The organism is Roseibacillus ishigakijimensis, assembly GCF_016595415.1.
GTDB classification, from domain to species: Bacteria; Verrucomicrobiota; Verrucomicrobiia; order Verrucomicrobiales; family Akkermansiaceae; genus Roseibacillus; species Roseibacillus ishigakijimensis.
Genome location: NZ_JAENIO010000044.1, coordinates 19,082 through 34,621, shown reverse-complemented (window position 1 = coordinate 34,621; position 15,540 = coordinate 19,082). Strand labels below are relative to the sequence as shown.

Genomic DNA, 15,540 nt, shown 5'->3' with positions numbered 1-15,540 from the left:
ATTTTGGGCGGCCACCGACATTGCAAGCCTTTTTTGCGTATTTTTTCCTTATTTTCAGTGCGTTACGTGCTCGATTTTTGTCGTGTAGTGTGAACTGGTGCAGACCAAGCAACATCTCCATCAATAACCAATTCGATTTCATCTTTCGCAGGCTTTAGGGCTTTAAACTCCGCGTCTGTAGTCGTCTCATTAGTAAACACTCCTATCGTGGCATCACCAGATTTCAGCCTCCATTCTAAATTAGGAATATCCAGATTGCCTCCGATTTTTAAATGGACCACATCACCAGCGTGCCCTGAGAGGAAGACTGGCAAGCAGACAAGTCTCTCTTTCTTCTTTCCCAAAACTGGGGTCCTGATGCCAAAAAAACCATCAACCATGATTCTCCGAAGTTATTCTTTTAAAAATCAATCCGTCAACATTCTCTTTATCTTTTCCCGCCCGGAAGATATCGAGATACTTCATTCACTCAAAACAACGGGACGCTTTTACTAACAAACAGGATTTCCAAAAGCACAGCGTTTTCTGATAGAGATTCGGCGTTTTCGCGAGTCCAAGCGAGGTTGGTTCTCAGGCCACTGTTCCGCCGCTCACTTCGCGGACTTCGAGGTTCATTCCATCACCCAGCCAGTGGGCATTGGTGGTGGTGATGAGGGTCTGCGCGCCGGGCGGGAGGCTGGCGAGGAGCCGCTCGCGGCGCCCTTTGTCCAATTCGCCAAAGATATCGTCGAGCAAGTAGACGGGGGTTTTGCCTCCTTGCTCGCGGAGGAGTTCGCCCTGACCGAGCTTGAGGGCAAGGGCGAGGGTGCGCTGCTGGCCTTCACTGCCGAAATCAGCGGCCTTGAGTCCTCCGAGGGTGAGCTTGAGGTCATCGCGATGAGGGCCGACGAGGGTCATGCCGCGGCGGATTTCTTGCTCCCGCACCCGGGCAAGGGAGGCTTCGAAGTCGTCCCCGGATGCGGCTTGATAGCCCAGGCCGACAGTTTCCCCGCCTCCTCCCACCGCGTCTTGGGCCCAGCTCACGGGCCGGGCCAGATGGCGGACCATTTCCTTTCGCCCTGCGGTGAGTTCGAGTCCGTGCTGGATGAGCAAGGAGGTGAAGGCGACCATCTCGCGGGCCTCGCCGCGGCCATCGCGGAGGAGGGCATTGCGCTCTTGCAAGGCTTTGCGATAGCGGGAGAGGGCCCGCCGGTAACCAGGCACAATCTGGGAAGCCATGAAGTCGAGGTAACGGCGGCGTCCCTCGGCTGGTCCGGTGACGAGCTCGCGGTCTTCATTGCCCATCCAGACGAGCAAGCCGCCATCGGCGAGGTAATCGCTCTGGGAGCCACGGGCCTCCCCATCGACGCGGAGGCGATAGTCCCCTTTACAAAAATCGACCCGTCGTTCCTGACCCCAGACCCGACCGGCAACTCCGAATTGCGGGGTCTCGAAGCGCACCATCTGGTAGGGGCGCCGCGTGCGGGGGGAGTGCAAGCGGACGAGGACGCAGACCGCTTCCAGAAGGCTGGTTTTTCCCTGGGCATTCCGGCCCACGAAGACGAGTCCGGCCGGAGGGATGGACAAGGACGCCCCTGCAACGCAGCGGAAGTCGGCCAAACGCAAGGACTCAATCACGGACGAGAAGATGGGAGCTGGCACCCCGGGCGGCAATGCGGAAGTCCGGCAGGGCGAAGTGAGTGATCCGGACGGGCTGTCTCAAGAAACCACGATCTCTTTTTCCTGCCGGGCTTGTAGGGAGCCAATGCGGGCGACGATGGGCGCACCGGCTTCTTGCAGGAGGTCTTCCGCTTGGGCCAGCTTCTCGGGAGCAATGGCGAGGAGCAGTCCGCCCGAGGTCTGGGCATCGGCCAGAAGCAGGCGCAGAGCCGGGCTGACCTGTGCTCCGAAAGAAAGGTGGGGCTCGGCCGTCGCCAGGTTTTTGCGGGTTCCTCCGGGGACGCAATCTTCTTCGATGAGGGAGAGCACCTGGTCATCAATGGCAGGGATGGAGGAGGCCTCCAGATGGGCGGTGAGGCCCGACTCCCGGCAAATGCCCAAGAGGTGACCGAGGAGCCCGAAGCCCGTGACATCGGTGCCGCAGATGGTGAGCCCGGCCTCGGCCACCGGGGTGCCGGGGGTATTGAGGGTGGCCATCAGGCGCGCGGCTTTTTCCTCCAGATCGCCAATCGGGAGTCCCCGCTTGACGGCGGTGGAAAGGATGCCGGTGCCGAGAGGCTTGGTGAGCAGCAGAAGGTCTCCCGCGCGCCCCCCGGCGTTGGAGATGACTTTGTCGGGATGGACGAGGCCGGTGACCGAGAGACCATAAAGGGGCTCGGCGTTCTGCACGGTATGACCGCCGGCGAGGACGCAGCCTGCCTCCGCCACCTTGTCGGCTCCGCCTCGCAAAATGGCGTTGACCGTTTCCAGGGGCAGCTCGTCGGTGGGCACGGCCACGATGTTCATCGCCGTCACGGGACGGCCGCCCATGGCGTAAACATCTGACAAGGAATTCGCGGCCGCGATTTGCCCATATTGGTAGGGGTCATCGACGATGGGGGTGAAAAAATCGAGAGTCTGCACCAGCGCCTGGGTCGGGGACAAGCGATAGACGGCCGCGTCATCCGAAGAGGCGGAACCGACCATCAAATTGGGGTCCTCGACATGAGCCAAGCCACGCAAGACCTGCGTGAGCTCAGCTTGCGACAGTTTGGAAGCTCATCCCGCGCAGGATGAGAGCTCGGTCAGGCGTCTGATATCCTCGCGACTCATGACGAGGAGCCTAAGCGGCCTTACCCCGCTCGCAACCGGGAAATGGGAAAAAGAACGGACCCGGTGAGTCAGGAGGTCTGATCCAGGCCGGGAAGAGAATCCTTGCGCAGGCGCTCGGTGTCCCAGCCGGGGTCTTTGGCGAAGTCGCTGTTTTCGCGTTTGAATTGGTCTTCGATATCGCTCAGGCGCTCGCGGATGCGATGGACGTAGGCTTTTTCGTCCTTGCGCACTTCATTGAGCTGCTCGAAGGATTCGCGGTCGTGGCGGGCAAAGATTTTTCCCAAACGGGCGGCCCGGTGAGCCCGGAAGCCGAGGGTTTTCAGAGTCTCTTCCCCCATCGCGATGGCGCTGCCGGCGTGCTGGTGAATGGTGTAATCCACTCCAGCCTCCAGCAATTCATACTGGTGATCCCGGCTGAGCGCGCGGACCATGATCTGAAGCTGGGGAAAATGCTTTCGGGCCGAAGCGACCAGTTCGTTGATGGTTTCCTCCTGATCGAGAGCGATGACGAGGACACGGGCTTCAGCCGCTCCCGCCGCCTCGAGGAGGTCCACCCGGCTGGCGTCCCCGTAGAAGGTCTTGACCCCGATGTTGCGGAGGAAATCGATGTGCTCGGGGTCGTTGTCGATGATGGTGACCTCGATGCCCTGGGCGCGCAGCATGCGGGCTACGAAGTTGCCGAAGCGGCCCATGCCGGCGAGGATGACGGGGGCCTCCTCATCCATGTCATCGGCGGGGGGAGCTTCCTGCTCCCGGGTGCCAAAGCGCGGGCGCAGCACCTTGTCATTGAAGATCAAGAGCAGAGGCGTCATCGCCATGCTGATGGCCACCACGGCGGTCACCAGCTGCCCGATTTCCAGCGGAAGCACCCCTTCCGAGATGCCAAAGCCCAGAATGACGAAGGCAAACTCGGAGCCTTGTGCAAGGACGAAGCCGAAGAGAAAGCACCCGTCCAGACACAGGCCGGCCCATTTGGCGAGGGCAAAGAGAATCACTCCCTTCAGGGCGATGAGGGCGAGGACCAGCGCCGCGATATTGAGAGGCTGGCTGGCGATCAAATCAAAATCGATGGAAGCGCCCACCGCGATGAAAAAGACGCCGAGGAGGAGGCCCTTGAAGGGCTCGATATCGGCCTCCAGCTCAGCGCGATACTCGCTATCGGAGAGAAGCATCCCGGCGAGAAAAGTGCCCAAGGCGGCCGAGACCCCCAGGGAGGTCATCAGCAGGGCGATGCCAATGACGAGGGAGAGGGCGAGAGCGACAAAGGTCTCGCGCACGCGGGTGCGGGCCACCCAACCGAGCAAAGGCTGGAAGAGGTATTTCCCAGCCACCACGATAAGGACCACCGCGACCAGCACGAGAACGGTATTCACCCAGGGAGGCTGATGGCTCAGCCATGCCTGCAGGGCATTGAGGTCGGCATGATGATGATCCGCGCCCGCCGGGGTCAGGGTGGCCAGCAGAGGCATGACCGCGAGGATGGGGATGACGGCCAGGTCTTGAAAGAGAAGGACCGAGAAGGCGCTCTGCCCCGCCCGGCTTTTGGTTTGTCCCTTTTCCTGCAAAGACTGCAAAGCGATGGCTGTGGAGGATAGGGCCAGGGCCATGCCAATCGCCAAGGCCACCTGCCAATCCAGTCCCAGGAACAGACCGAGCCCGGCCACCACCGCGATGGTGATTCCGACTTGGGCACCCCCTAGCCCCAGGATGGGTCCGCGCATTTTCCACAAACGCGAGGGCTGCACCTCCAGGCCCACGAGAAAGAGCATCATGACCACCCCGAATTCAGCGAAATGCATGACATCGGCGCCTTCTTCACCCACCAGCTGAATGCCGAAGGGGCCGATGATCATGCCCGCGACCAAGTAACCCAACACGGAGCTGAGCCCCAGCCGCTTGGCAACGGGCACGCTGATGACAGCCGCGAGGAGGTAGACGAAGGCGGAAGTGAAAAGGCTTTGGTTGGACATGATGGCTTAGGATTCGAGAAGGCGATTGCGATAGCGGCCGACGGCGGCATCCAGCTCGCTTCCGGAGAGGGTCAGGGCCCCGGGGACGAGAAAAGGCTCCTCGTAGTTCATCCCACACAGCCGGCAGGTCTGCTCCAAGGGACGAAGAAATTCCGGCAAAGGGTAGCGGTGGAGGCCGTTCGCCTGATAGGCCTCGAGGGGGCTGCCAGTCGTGATGGCGGAGAGAACGTCCTTCTGATGGAGGCATTTGCCCTCGCTGCCATACGCCCACCCATACTGCAGCACAACATCGAACCACTCCTTGAGCAGGGCCGGGGTGGAATACCAGAAAAGAGGATGCTGCCACACGATGCGCTGATGGGCGCACAGCAGCTCTTGCTCCCGCTCCGGCACAATGTCGAAGTGCGGATACTCCTCGTAGAGATCGTGGACGGTCAGGTTGGGTAAATCGGCCACCCCCTCCAACAGTGCTCGGTTGACCCGCGACTTGTCCCAGGCGGGATGGACAAAGATGAGGAGCGTCTCACGCATAGGCCCTGAAGCTAATCAACTTGCCCGAAAGGACAAGAAGCGAATCCTGCTTTGCCCCGGCGGAGAAAGTGCTGGCAACCGCTTCTCAATGCCGATGCCGCTTCCGCACCACGCCCTCACGCAAACGCCGGATGAGCACCGCGATGAGAAAGAGAACGGTCAGAACCACCACCATGAAAGCACCAATGGGCTGGTCAAAAATGACCGCTCCCAAAAAGCCCAGCCCGGCCCCGGTCGCCCCGACCACGCCACTCCAGAGAAACAGCCCCCGCACCGAACCCACCAGCTGCCGCACCGCCGCCGCCGGGGTGACGATGAAGCCGAGCGCGAGAATAGCCCCCACAGCCTGCAAGGTAGTCACCAGCACGAGGATGAGAAGTGCGAACAGCCCGTAATTCAGCACCTGGGTGCGCACGCCCAGGGTAGCGGCGATATCGGGCTCGAAGAGTGTCACCAGGATGGGGCGCCGCAGAATGGCCAGCACCAGCACGGCCAAGGCCCCCACCCCGTAGCTCATCCAGAGGTCGGAGTCCGACATCCCCACGATGTTGCCCAGGAGCCAGTCTTCCAGCCCGCCGGCTCCCTCATAGCGGGTCAACATCATGACCCCGGCGGCAAAGGCACCCGTCATGAGCACGGCCAGTACCGTCTCCTCCCCCACCATGGCCCGGCGGGCAAAGAAAACCGCTCCCAATCCCACCAGGGCGGCTGCCACCAATGCTCCGAAGTAGACCCCCACCGTTGACAAGCCCAGCAGTAGCACAACCGCCGCGATGCCGGGAAAGACAGAATGACTGAGAGCCCCCAGCTTGAGAGGACTGCGGTGCAGGACCACAAAGGCGCTCACGAAGCCGTTGGTGAAGCCGATCATGAGGGCGGCCAAGAGCGCGCGGCGCATGAGGGCGAGCTCGAAAATCTCAAACATGACCCCCTCCTTTCTCCAGGCCCAGCACGGTGCGCACCTCGGGCCGGACCATCACCTCGGCCACCGGGCCAAAGGCAATCTGATGCTTTTTCAAAACCAATGCTTGGTCAAAGATGGTCTCCACGGTGGCCAGATTGTGGTGCGAGGCAATGACGAGGTGTCCCCGGCGGGCCAGATCGCGCAGGGTCTCGGAGAGTTCCTCCGCGCTCTCGACATCCAACCCGGTAAAGGGCTCGTCCAGCATCACGATGTGGGCCTCCTGCGCGAGCGCGCGCGCCAGAAAAGCCCGCTGCCTCTGGCCCCCGCTGAGGGCATCAATCTGGCGGGTGGCGAGATTCTCCAAGCGCATGATGGAGAGTGCCTCGTCCACCTTTTCGACATCGATGGGGCGGGTGGTTCGCCAAAAGCCCATGTGCGGCAGACGACCCATGGCCACCACCTCCCGCACCGTGACCGGGAACCCCTCGCGATGGCGATCGAGCTGCGGCAAGTAGGCGATCTCACGGGTGGAACCGGTGAGGCTTTTTCCCCGCCACAAAATCGACCCCTGCACCGAGTGACAGAGTCCCGCCAGCGAGCGGATGAGGGTGCTCTTCCCCGCCCCATTGGGACCGAGCAAGGCCAGGCGATGGCCGCAGGTGGTGGCAAAGCTCACCTCACAGAGAGCGGTCACCGGGCCATAGGTCACGCACAGATCCGAGACCTCCAGCCGGTGGGAGGCGTGCCCTCCGGCGACCGTTCCCGGGCAACACTCACTCATGGAATTTGACCTCCACTTCTTCGAAAATTTCGCCCTCTCCCCAGAGATTGAGCACCACCTCCGGCATCGCTCCCGCCCACAGCTCCAGCTTCAGGGCGCTTTCGGGACTCCCTTCCACAAACTGGGCCGCGACAATGAGAATCTCGCCATGACGTTCCAGGAGACACTCGAACTCCCCCGCTTTCGTAGGACCCTCCACGCGCCCGAGCACCTCCTCACCCCGGCGCAGCTCCATCCAGTCGAAGGCATGGGCGGCCTGCACCGTGACATCGGTGATCCATTGGCCCTGAGACGACTCGACCGCGACCACCTCGGTCGCGGGAGCCTGGGCCTGACCAGTCACGAGGACCAGGGGCCAAATCAAAAGCGCGAGACCGCCTGCCAACAGCAGGCCCTCACGCAGGGGAGCATCTCTCATCAGCGCAAGGCTTGCACAATCGCAGCTACATTGGCTTGCATCATTTGGTCATAATTCGCCGCCGCTCCATCGGCGATCAGCTTCTTGCCCACCTTGGCCCCGGCCTGCCGGGCGATCTGGGCCAGCACCTTGGGATTGGAATTGGTTTCGGGGAAGACCGCCTTGATGCCTTCTTTTTGCAACTTCGCCACTTCCTTGGCCAGCTCCTGCGCGGGCACCTCGTGGTCGCCGCTCAGCCCAAGGACAAAGACCGGCTCCATTTTGTAAGCTTCGCAAAAATAGCCAAAGGCGGCATGAGCGGTGACCAGCTTGCGCTGGTCCTTGGGGATGGCGGCGATTTGCCCCTTCACCCAGCGATCGAGCTGCTCGTAGCGCTTGCGGATTTCTTGACTACGCGCTTTGTAGTAGATTTTTCCTTCCGGATCCATCTTGGCAAGTTGCTTTTCCACCACCTTGACCGCTCGTTCCATATTGCTGACGTCGTGCCACCAATGGGGATCGACCGTGCCGTGGGAATGCTCGGGGCAACACACGTAGAGTGACTCTCCCCCGGATATGCTGCGCGAAGGAATGGAACGCCCGACCTCGAGAATGGGAATGGAGCCGATGGCATCCTGCACCGCCGGGAGGTAGCGCTCCAAGCCTTTGCCGGAAGCGACCACGAGGTGGACTTGCCCCATGGCCTGCAGATCGCGGGCGGTGGGAGCAAAGGTGTGACTGTTGAAGCCGGGCTTGCCGATGGCGAGAACGGAGACACGCTCGCCTCCGACTTGAGTGACCAGATCGCCCATGAGGGGATGGAGGCTGGCCACTTTCAGCTGGCCTTGGGCCCATCCCATCAACAGGGCGAGGAGGGTTGTGATCAGTGTTTTCATAGGGGGGAATTTGGGGTCTTGGGTTGGGAAATCAACGAACTTCCGGTCCACCCCAGTCGAATCCGAGCTGGAGATAGACACTCTGTTCGTCCTCATCGGGCAGGTCATCGAAATTCACCTGCAGCCGGGCGAGAGCGGAAAAATCCTCCGCGAGCTGAAAGCGACGGGTCAGCGCCGCCGAGTAGCGATGGCGCTCCTCCACCGCGAAAATGGTCTCTTCGGGCTCGGGGCCGGATTCCACGCCCTCAATGTAATCGTAGCGCAGACCGGCCTCCCAATTTTCGGCGAAGCCGTATGTGGCCGAGGCCACCACGCCCCAATGGTCGGCATCGCCGCGCTCGGCATGCCCGTCCTCCTCGTGCGCCCACTCGACATCGCGGAAGTAGAGCTCGGCGCCGAGTCGCAGGAAACGTCCTCCGGGCTCGAGGCCATTTTCCCGATAGGTGTAGTAGTAATCGCCGGAGTAAAGCTGGGTATCGCGCCCGTAACCATTCTCGCCCCAGCCGCCATTGAGGCCGAACTCGTGACGATGAAAGTCATTGTAGTCCCAGCGCACCAGCCAGCGACCGGTGAAGAGATTGTCATCGAAGAAAGCCTCCTCGCCAGCACCATGGCCATGCTCGTGGTGGTGCTCTTCCTCTTCGTGTTCCGCCTCCTCGTGCTCTTCTTCCTCATGCTCATGCTCCTCGTGCTCGTCATGACCATGGGAATGACCCAGCGCGTTGCCAAAGGAGAAGGAGAAAGCTGAAGTCACCGGGCCTTCCCAAATCCAACTGACCTCCGCCCCCTCGGTAGCCAGCCCGTGGTCACCGAGAAAAGCCGCCGTCACCAGGTTGGCATCGACAAAATCCCACCCATGCAAGTGGGTGGAGTTCTGCCCGCCAAAACGATTGAGGTAACGGCCGCCGCGCACTTCGAAGCCCCCGGGAAGATCGGCGAACTTCAAGAAACCCTCTTCCCAATCCACATCCAGGTCATCGTCCAGGCTGCGGAAGACATTGAAAGTCGTAAAACCGTGAACGTGATCGTTAAGCCGCATACTGGTCGCAAACTCAATGCCCTGCAGGGACAGGTCCCGGTTGGGATCGTGGGCGTGGGCCGCCAATTCCTCGAAGTCGCCTCCGCCCGCCGCACCCACTACGCGGAGGTGGGCCGCAAAGGACAACCAGTCCTCCCGGTCATAGAGCTCCCAGTCCGCCTGGGCGGAACCCATCACCACCATCGAAAGCGCAGTCGCCGTGCGAAAAATCATAACGCCAAAAACTTGCAGCACAATTTAGCCACCCGCAAGCCTTTATCGCACTAAAATTGCGTTTCAAACTCCCAACCGCAGCCCTTCTGCGGTAGCCAGAGCCTGCTGGCGTTTGTCAAAGGAAAGAAAGGTCTCACATCCCAAGTGCAGGGCCGTGGCCAGATGAAGGATATCGACCAGGCGATTGCCACTGACCGCGGTGTGCTTGCGGCTGATGGCCTCGCCCAGCTGGTGGACCTCCGCCCAGTCGGGGCTGACCATTTTCCAGATTCCGGTCCGCAGATCGGACTGAAAATCCCGCAACATGCCGTCGGTCTCGAATAGGGAAAACCCCTGGCTGGGATTGCGCTCGTGGATCCATCCCTGCAGGCGCACCGACTGCCGAAACTCGAGCACGAGAAAAGACGACACCAGAATGGGCTCGGTCTGGCTCCGAACATAGGACAGGGCAACAGGGGTATGAACCTGTTTGCGGTAGAGGGAGCACAGGAAAGAGGTATCCGGATACACCCTCATTCAGAAAACTTCAAAAGGGTTCTTCTCCTCTGCCTCCCGCATCGCTTCCACTTCTTCCTCGGTAAAGACCCGATTCCCCCACAAGCGCTGCAAACGCGCCTCGAAGTCCGGCAGGACCCGCTTTCCAGCCTCCCCCCCCGACTCGGGAGCTTCCGTCGACAGGTAGGCCACCGGCTTGCCCCGTTTTTCCACCCGGATGGGCTCTCCTTCCGCCAACCAGGCCTCCACCTTGGCGAAGTTGTTGCGCAAGTCCCGCACGGTCACCGTTTTCATGGGGACAATATTTGTCCACTTTTTCGGAGAAGTCAATCTGGCAAAGACTTGCGACTGGCCCTCACTTGCTGGCCGCGCGGCGCAAGCGGTCCATGAGGGCCACGCCCACCCCGGTCTCGCTCACCGCTTCCACCAGAATCACATCCGGTCCGGCTTCATCGAGCTGACGCAGGAGGAAAAAGAGCCGCACCCCCGCCTCGGCCAGCTTGCCGCTACCCGGGCTGAGCGCGTCCTGCGCCACCCACTCGTGGGCGTCCTCCCATTTGCTATCGCCGCGGTAGGAGAGCAGAGCATAGCTCTTGCCCTCCTCGGGCACAAATTCCTCGTTTTTCTCCAGAATCCGCACCCGGGCATTGGGCGCGTAGTGACTGTCCAGTTGGCCCGGAACCTCCACTTTTGTCTCTCCCTTGGCCGGACGCGCCTTCTTGACGGTGCCAAATTTCCGCAACTCCTCCCGGGTGATCGGTCCCGGCCGCAGAATGGTAATCAGGGGCTTCTTTTCGCCCGGCTCGATCTTGATAATGGTGCTCTCGAGACCTTCGCGGCACGCCCCGCCATCGACCACGAGGGGAATCTTGCCCCCCAGCTCGCTGACCACTGCCGCCGCGCTGGTCGGGCTGATGCGGCCAAAGAGATTTGCGCTTGGAGCCGCGATGGGCCCCACTTGCTTGGCCACCTCGCGCATCACCTCGTGGGCGCTCACCCGCACCGCCACCGTGGGCAATCCGGCGGTGACCGCTTCCGGGACACCCTCCTTCTTGGGGAGAACGACGGTCAAGGGCCCCGGCCAATATTCCTTGGTCAAGGTGCGCACCGTGTCTTCGATCTCAGCCGGAATTTCCGCCACTTTGGCAAGGTCCCGCCAGCTGCCGAGATGGACAATCAGGGGATCGTAGGAGGGGCGCCCCTTCACCGCAAAGACCTTGGCCACCGCCTCTTCATTGAGGGCATCGGCGGCCAACCCATAAACCGTCTCCGTGGGCAAGGCGACCACTTCGCCCGCTTGCAAGAGCTCCGCCGCCTCCGTTGCCAAATCGCGCCAATCCTCGAAATCCGCTACCTCGACCCGTGTTTCCATGGCCTTGGTTAGCGAGGCGAAGCGCCTTTTTCAATGGCCGATTCGCCTTCCCGCCCCTCATCCCGCTGTTTTTGGTTTCGATTGCCGGTGCCCTTGGTTAGGGTGCGGACGCGGATGCTAAAGAATCTCATCTTAGTTGGTTTCATGGGCACGGGGAAGTCGACCATCGGTCGGCAGCTCTCCAAGGCTCTCGGCTACCCGCTCATCGACACCGACGCCCGCATCATCGCCCAGCAAAAGCGCCCCATCGCCGACATCTTTGCCAGCGAGGGAGAGAACCACTTCCGCGACTTGGAAACGGAAGTGCTCACCTCCCTGACCGCCGACAAATGCCACAAACGCATCATTGCCACCGGTGGCGGCACCGTATTGCGGGAAGAAAACCGCCGCCTCCTGCGCGAGCTTGGCTTCGTGGTCTGGCTCGTGGCCCAGCCCGAGACCATCCTCGAGCGCACCTCCCGCAACAAGGAACGCCCCCTCCTGCAAACCGAAGACCCCCTCGGCACCATCCGCGACTTGCTCCAGCAGCGCAACGCCCTCTATCAAGACGCCGCCCATCTCACCCTGGAGACCACCAGCCTGAGCTTTTCCGAAATCACGGCCGGCATCATCGAGTCCGCCCGCTACTTCTACGGTCACGACCAGGCTTGAGGAAAAATTTTTGGAGCTTACTCCACACGGACTAGAAGATTTCCTCGCCGGAAGAAGCGCGAGTCTCCTAGCATGGAAAGACTGCCATGAAGATTCTGTGCCTCCTTCTCGCCCTCACGACCGCGCTCGGAGCGGTGGAGACGGAGAAGAGCGCCCGCTTTCTGGTTCGCACTTGGAAGGCCGATGAAGGCTTGGCGGGTGGCATCGTCCGGTCCCTGGGCCAAACCCAAGACGGTTATCTCTGGATCGCGACCGCTGAAGGTTTGGAGCGCTTCGACGGCTTGGAATTCACGACCATTCCAGCAAGCGGTGACTGGCAGGGCCGTCCGCTCGATTTTTTTCGCGTCTTTACCCCGGGCCACGGGGAAGTCTGGCTCTCGACCAATCGGCACGGCCTTTTTCGGCTCCAGGGGGACAGCCTCGTGTGCGAAATCGAAGACTACGAGCACGGCGACTCAGGCCGGATCACCCGACTTTTCCATCATCAGGAAAACACCTATTTCGTCCGCAGGGAACAGCTTTGGCACTGGGATGGAGAAACCGCCCGGATGGTGGAGCAACCAAGCAGCCAGCTCAAAGCCAGCAACGACAAAGATCGGCTCCAGTCCTTGGCCCGAGGGCGTGCGGACAATACCCTTCCACCCACGCAGTTGACCACCCGCCGAGGAGACCTTTGGTCCGTGAACCAAGGGGCCCTGCAGTTTCAAAATGCAAGCGGCCAACACCGTGGAGAAGTGGACGAGTTCGACAACAACCTCCTCGCACGCGATTTCTTAGAGGACTTGGAAGGCAACCTCTGGATTGCCAGCCGCAGCCAAGGTCTGGTGCGAGTGCGTCCACAAAGAGTGACGGCGCTCACCACGGCGGAAGGGCCCTATCAGAAAGCAGTGGTCTCCGCACTCCGCACCCGGGCGGGAGAATGGTGGCTGGGGTTGGCGGAAGGCAGTGTCGAGCGGATTCAAGACGGTCGCATCATTCCCCAGCCCCTCATCACCAGTGGCTCCGAACGAGTGGTGGTCAGCATGCTGGAAGATAGCCAAGGACGACTCTGGTTCGCCTCGCGCAATGCCTCGGTCTTTCAATGGGATGAATCCCTGAACGACTTTGAAGCGGTCTTTCGCCGCGTGCCCGGGATGGGAAAAATCCATGCCTTGGCGGAGGAAAGCGCAGGAAATATCTGGCTGGCTGGCCGGCGCAACCTGTTCCGCTGGGATGGCGATTCGGTGGTCAATCTGGGACCTGACCTCCCCGGGGAAGAAGGGGACATCTTCACCCTCACTGCCGACAAGGAGGGAGGGCTCTTCCTCGGCACTCGCGACGGAAGACTGTTCCACTACGACGGCAAGAAATTTCACCTCCTGGCCACAGTGGGAGAAGTGCCCAACCCTCAAATATCGTCCATCCTCGTGTATTCTCCCCGGGAGGTCTGGTTCACGACCATTCGTTCGGGATTGTATGTGTGGAAAAATGGTCACACCCATCACTTTGGTCGCGCCTCGGGGCTCCCGGACAAGCGTCTCACCGGGCTGAGATTGCAGGGAGAGGACGCTTTCTGGCTCGGCTCGTTGGGCGGTATCCTCCGGGTCTCGCGTTCGGCCTTGTTGGAATCGATGCCTCCTCATCGCCCCCGGCCAGTTTGGCTCCGCTTCGACCGAGATGACGGGATGTTGACCCGCGAATGCACGGGAGGAGGGCAGCCTGCGGTCTTCGATCTTCCCGATGGTTCGATCTGGTTCACAACCACGGCGGGGCTGGCTCAAGTGCAGCCGGAGACCCTCGTATTCAACCGCACGCCTCCCCATGTCCACTTCTCTCCCGTGATGGTCAATGGCGTTCCCCAGCCTATTCCGGGCGCCCACCCTCTCCAGGCCGGCCCTGGACGTAGCAGCCTGGGATTCCGCTTTACCGGGGTCAGTCTGAGTGCACCGGAGGAAGTGTCCTACCGCGTGCGACTCGCGGGTCTTGAGCCCCACCCCCAACTGCTCGGTCCCCAGCGGGAGGTGACCTATGCGGCTGTTCCCCCCGGCCGTTACCGGCTGGAAGTGACCGCAATCAATGCCGATGGCTCTGCCCTTCCCCGTCCAGCCGTCCTTTCGGTCGAAGTCCGCCCCCATTTCTGGGAAACAGGCTGGTTTGTCACCCTCTCCGCCAGCCTGCTGGCCCTCTTTGTCCTCGCCGTGGGGTGGCTCTTGGCCCGCCGCCGCCACAAACGCCGACTCGCCATCATCCAGCTCGAGCGGGCCCTCGAGGATGAGCGCTCCCGCATCTCCCGCGATCTGCATGACGACCTCGGAGCCAGTTTGACTGAACTTTCCATTCTGTCTGATCTGGCCAAAAGAGAGAAAGTCCTCCCCTCGGGCCCACGCCCGCTGGAGCAACTTTCTATCAAGGCCAAGCGGGCGGTGGGAACTCTCGATGAAATCGTCTGGGCCACCAATCCCAGCCAAGACAGTCTCCGCTCTCTGGTGGAGTATCTCGCCTTCTTTGCCCGGGAATTTCTCAAGGTCGTTGCCATTCCGCTCCAAACCCACATTCCCCAAACCATACCGGAGGCCACCATCGGTCCCCGACGACGTCACAACATTCTCCTCACTGCCCGCGAAGCCATCAACAACGCGGTCAAACACGGCAATGCCACTAAAGTCACCTTAACCATTTCCTTTGCCGACCAAAACCTCCACATCCACATTGCCGATGACGGCAAAGGATTCGAAGGCGGCCAGGCTTCACTGGGAGATGGTCTGAAAAATATGCGCACCCGGATGACTGATTGCGGCGGGCAACTTCACCTGGAGAGCGAGCCCGGCTGCGGCACCACAGTCGCCATCACCCTGCCCCTACCCAGCGAATCATGAAGGACTCCGAGAAACACTCTGTCGCCATTATCGAAGACAACTCCGACCTGGGAGAAACCCTCCGTTTGGTCATTGATTCCAGCGATCACTTGCGCTGCGCCGGAGTTTGGAAATCCGCAGAAGAAGGCCTGCGCAAAATTGAAGCCTTCCGGCCAAAAGTGGTTCTGATGGATATCAATCTCCCCGGCCTCTCCGGGATTGAAGCCACCGCCCTGCTCAAAAAGCATCTGCCGGACATTCTCATCATCACGGTCACGGTCTATGGCGAGCACGACAAGATTTTTGCTGCTCTCAAAGCCGGGGCGACAGGCTACCTTCTCAAGCGCGCCGCTCCGGATGAACTCTGCCAAGCCATCCACGAGGTTCTCGCCGGGGGAGCCCCCATGAGTCCGGAAATCGCCCGCCGCGTGGTAGACGCCTTTTACCAACAGCGAAACAATCGAGTGGCGACAGCCAACCTGACGCCCCGCGAAGAAGAAGTCCTCGCTCTCTTGGCGGAAGGGCTCGCCAACAAAGAAATCGCGGATCGCCTCGACATCTCAGCCGAAACCATCCGCGTTCACAATCGGAGCATTTACAAGAAACTCGAAGTCTCCACCCGCACCCAGGCAGTGATGAAGTATCGAGACGGGATTCGCACGACAGCAGGATGAACGGTCACCCTCCCCTCGCAGCGAAAAAAACG

15 protein-coding genes are annotated in these 15,540 nt (G+C 61.0%); 3 read left to right on the top strand and 12 right to left on the bottom strand.

The window, feature by feature from the left end:
- Positions 1-570: 570 nt before the first annotated feature.
- The 12 genes from recF to JIN78_RS14235 all read right to left on the bottom strand — a co-directional run bounded on the left by recF (position 571) and on the right by JIN78_RS14235 (position 11,349).
- Positions 571-1,617: a DNA replication/repair protein RecF gene (recF, locus tag JIN78_RS14290; RefSeq protein WP_200392667.1), complete on the bottom strand. Its 1,047-nt coding sequence runs from the start codon at positions 1,615-1,617 to the stop codon at positions 571-573.
- 81 nt (positions 1,618-1,698) lie between these two features.
- Positions 1,699-2,751 carry a selenide, water dikinase SelD gene (gene selD, locus JIN78_RS14285; protein WP_377173868.1) on the bottom strand — a complete coding sequence of 351 codons (1,053 nt, stop codon included), beginning with the start codon at positions 2,749-2,751 and terminating at the stop codon, positions 1,699-1,701.
- Positions 2,752-2,819: 68 nt separating this feature from the next.
- Complete coding sequence (locus JIN78_RS14280; RefSeq protein ID WP_200392665.1) at positions 2,820-4,721, bottom strand: monovalent cation:proton antiporter-2 (CPA2) family protein; 1,902 nt, start codon at positions 4,719-4,721, stop codon at positions 2,820-2,822.
- Positions 4,722-4,727: 6 nt separating this feature from the next.
- On the bottom strand, positions 4,728-5,252 hold the full coding sequence (locus JIN78_RS14275; RefSeq protein WP_200392664.1) for an NAD(P)H-dependent oxidoreductase: 525 nt from the start codon (positions 5,250-5,252) through the stop codon (positions 4,728-4,730).
- Positions 5,253-5,337: 85 nt separating this feature from the next.
- Complete coding sequence (locus JIN78_RS14270) at positions 5,338-6,177, bottom strand: metal ABC transporter permease (RefSeq protein WP_200392663.1); 840 nt, start codon at positions 6,175-6,177, stop codon at positions 5,338-5,340.
- Positions 6,170-6,937 (bottom strand): metal ABC transporter ATP-binding protein, encoded by a 768-nt coding sequence (locus JIN78_RS14265; protein WP_200392662.1) that lies wholly within the window; start codon positions 6,935-6,937, stop codon positions 6,170-6,172. Before JIN78_RS14265 ends, JIN78_RS14270 begins: the two co-directional genes overlap by 8 nt.
- A complete protein-coding gene (locus JIN78_RS14260; protein ID WP_200392661.1) occupies positions 6,930-7,355 on the bottom strand; it encodes a hypothetical protein in 426 nt (141 codons plus the stop codon). Before JIN78_RS14260 ends, JIN78_RS14265 begins: the two co-directional genes overlap by 8 nt.
- Complete coding sequence (locus tag JIN78_RS14255; RefSeq protein WP_200392660.1) at positions 7,355-8,230, bottom strand: metal ABC transporter substrate-binding protein; 876 nt, start codon at positions 8,228-8,230, stop codon at positions 7,355-7,357. The genes JIN78_RS14260 and JIN78_RS14255 overlap by 1 nt, the downstream gene beginning before the upstream one ends.
- 31 nt (positions 8,231-8,261) lie before the next feature.
- Entirely contained in the window at positions 8,262-9,482 is a 1,221-nt protein-coding gene (locus JIN78_RS14250; protein WP_200392659.1) for a TonB-dependent receptor, read from the bottom strand.
- Between the two features lie 63 nt (positions 9,483-9,545).
- Complete coding sequence (locus tag JIN78_RS14245) at positions 9,546-9,998, bottom strand: type II toxin-antitoxin system VapC family toxin (RefSeq protein WP_200392658.1); 453 nt, start codon at positions 9,996-9,998, stop codon at positions 9,546-9,548.
- Positions 9,999-10,271 (bottom strand): type II toxin-antitoxin system Phd/YefM family antitoxin, encoded by a 273-nt coding sequence (locus JIN78_RS14240; protein WP_200392657.1) that lies wholly within the window; start codon positions 10,269-10,271, stop codon positions 9,999-10,001.
- Positions 10,272-10,332: 61 nt separating this feature from the next.
- Positions 10,333-11,349, bottom strand: a complete 1,017-nt coding sequence (locus JIN78_RS14235) for an L-threonylcarbamoyladenylate synthase (protein WP_200392656.1) — start codon at positions 11,347-11,349, stop codon at positions 10,333-10,335.
- Between the two features lie 114 nt (positions 11,350-11,463).
- On the opposite strand from JIN78_RS14235, the gene JIN78_RS14230 reads away from it, so the two are divergent.
- From JIN78_RS14230 to JIN78_RS14220, 3 genes are all read left to right on the top strand, one after another.
- On the top strand, positions 11,464-12,000 hold the full coding sequence (locus JIN78_RS14230) for a shikimate kinase (protein WP_200392655.1): 537 nt from the start codon (positions 11,464-11,466) through the stop codon (positions 11,998-12,000).
- Positions 12,001-12,086: 86 nt separating this feature from the next.
- On the top strand, positions 12,087-14,855 hold the full coding sequence (locus tag JIN78_RS14225) for a sensor histidine kinase (RefSeq protein WP_200392654.1): 2,769 nt from the start codon (positions 12,087-12,089) through the stop codon (positions 14,853-14,855).
- Complete coding sequence (locus JIN78_RS14220; RefSeq protein ID WP_200392653.1) at positions 14,852-15,508, top strand: response regulator; 657 nt, start codon at positions 14,852-14,854, stop codon at positions 15,506-15,508. Before JIN78_RS14225 ends, JIN78_RS14220 begins: the two co-directional genes overlap by 4 nt.
- The last annotated feature ends 32 nt before the right edge of the window (positions 15,509-15,540 follow it).

What these genes read in the sequence shown, in the direction of transcription:
- JIN78_RS14280 (WP_200392665.1), bottom strand. Translation starts at nt 4,721, where the DNA reads ATGTCCAACCAAAGCCTTTTCACTTCCGCCTTCGTCTACCTCCTCGCG.
- JIN78_RS14275 (WP_200392664.1), bottom strand. Translation starts at nt 5,252, where the DNA reads ATGCGTGAGACGCTCCTCATCTTTGTCCATCCCGCCTGGGACAAGTCG.
- JIN78_RS14270 (WP_200392663.1), bottom strand. Translation starts at nt 6,177, where the DNA reads ATGTTTGAGATTTTCGAGCTCGCCCTCATGCGCCGCGCGCTCTTGGCC.
- JIN78_RS14265 (WP_200392662.1), bottom strand. Translation starts at nt 6,937, where the DNA reads ATGAGTGAGTGTTGCCCGGGAACGGTCGCCGGAGGGCACGCCTCCCAC.
- JIN78_RS14260 (WP_200392661.1), bottom strand. Translation starts at nt 7,355, where the DNA reads ATGAGAGATGCTCCCCTGCGTGAGGGCCTGCTGTTGGCAGGCGGTCTC.
- JIN78_RS14255 (WP_200392660.1), bottom strand. Translation starts at nt 8,230, where the DNA reads ATGAAAACACTGATCACAACCCTCCTCGCCCTGTTGATGGGATGGGCC.
- JIN78_RS14250 (WP_200392659.1), bottom strand. Translation starts at nt 9,482, where the DNA reads ATGATTTTTCGCACGGCGACTGCGCTTTCGATGGTGGTGATGGGTTCC.
- JIN78_RS14245 (WP_200392658.1), bottom strand. Translation starts at nt 9,998, where the DNA reads ATGAGGGTGTATCCGGATACCTCTTTCCTGTGCTCCCTCTACCGCAAA.
- JIN78_RS14240 (WP_200392657.1), bottom strand. Translation starts at nt 10,271, where the DNA reads ATGAAAACGGTGACCGTGCGGGACTTGCGCAACAACTTCGCCAAGGTG.
- JIN78_RS14235 (WP_200392656.1), bottom strand. Translation starts at nt 11,349, where the DNA reads ATGGAAACACGGGTCGAGGTAGCGGATTTCGAGGATTGGCGCGATTTG.
- JIN78_RS14230 (WP_200392655.1), top strand. Translation starts at nt 11,464, where the DNA reads ATGCTAAAGAATCTCATCTTAGTTGGTTTCATGGGCACGGGGAAGTCG.
- JIN78_RS14225 (WP_200392654.1), top strand. Translation starts at nt 12,087, where the DNA reads ATGAAGATTCTGTGCCTCCTTCTCGCCCTCACGACCGCGCTCGGAGCG.
- JIN78_RS14220 (WP_200392653.1), top strand. Translation starts at nt 14,852, where the DNA reads ATGAAGGACTCCGAGAAACACTCTGTCGCCATTATCGAAGACAACTCC.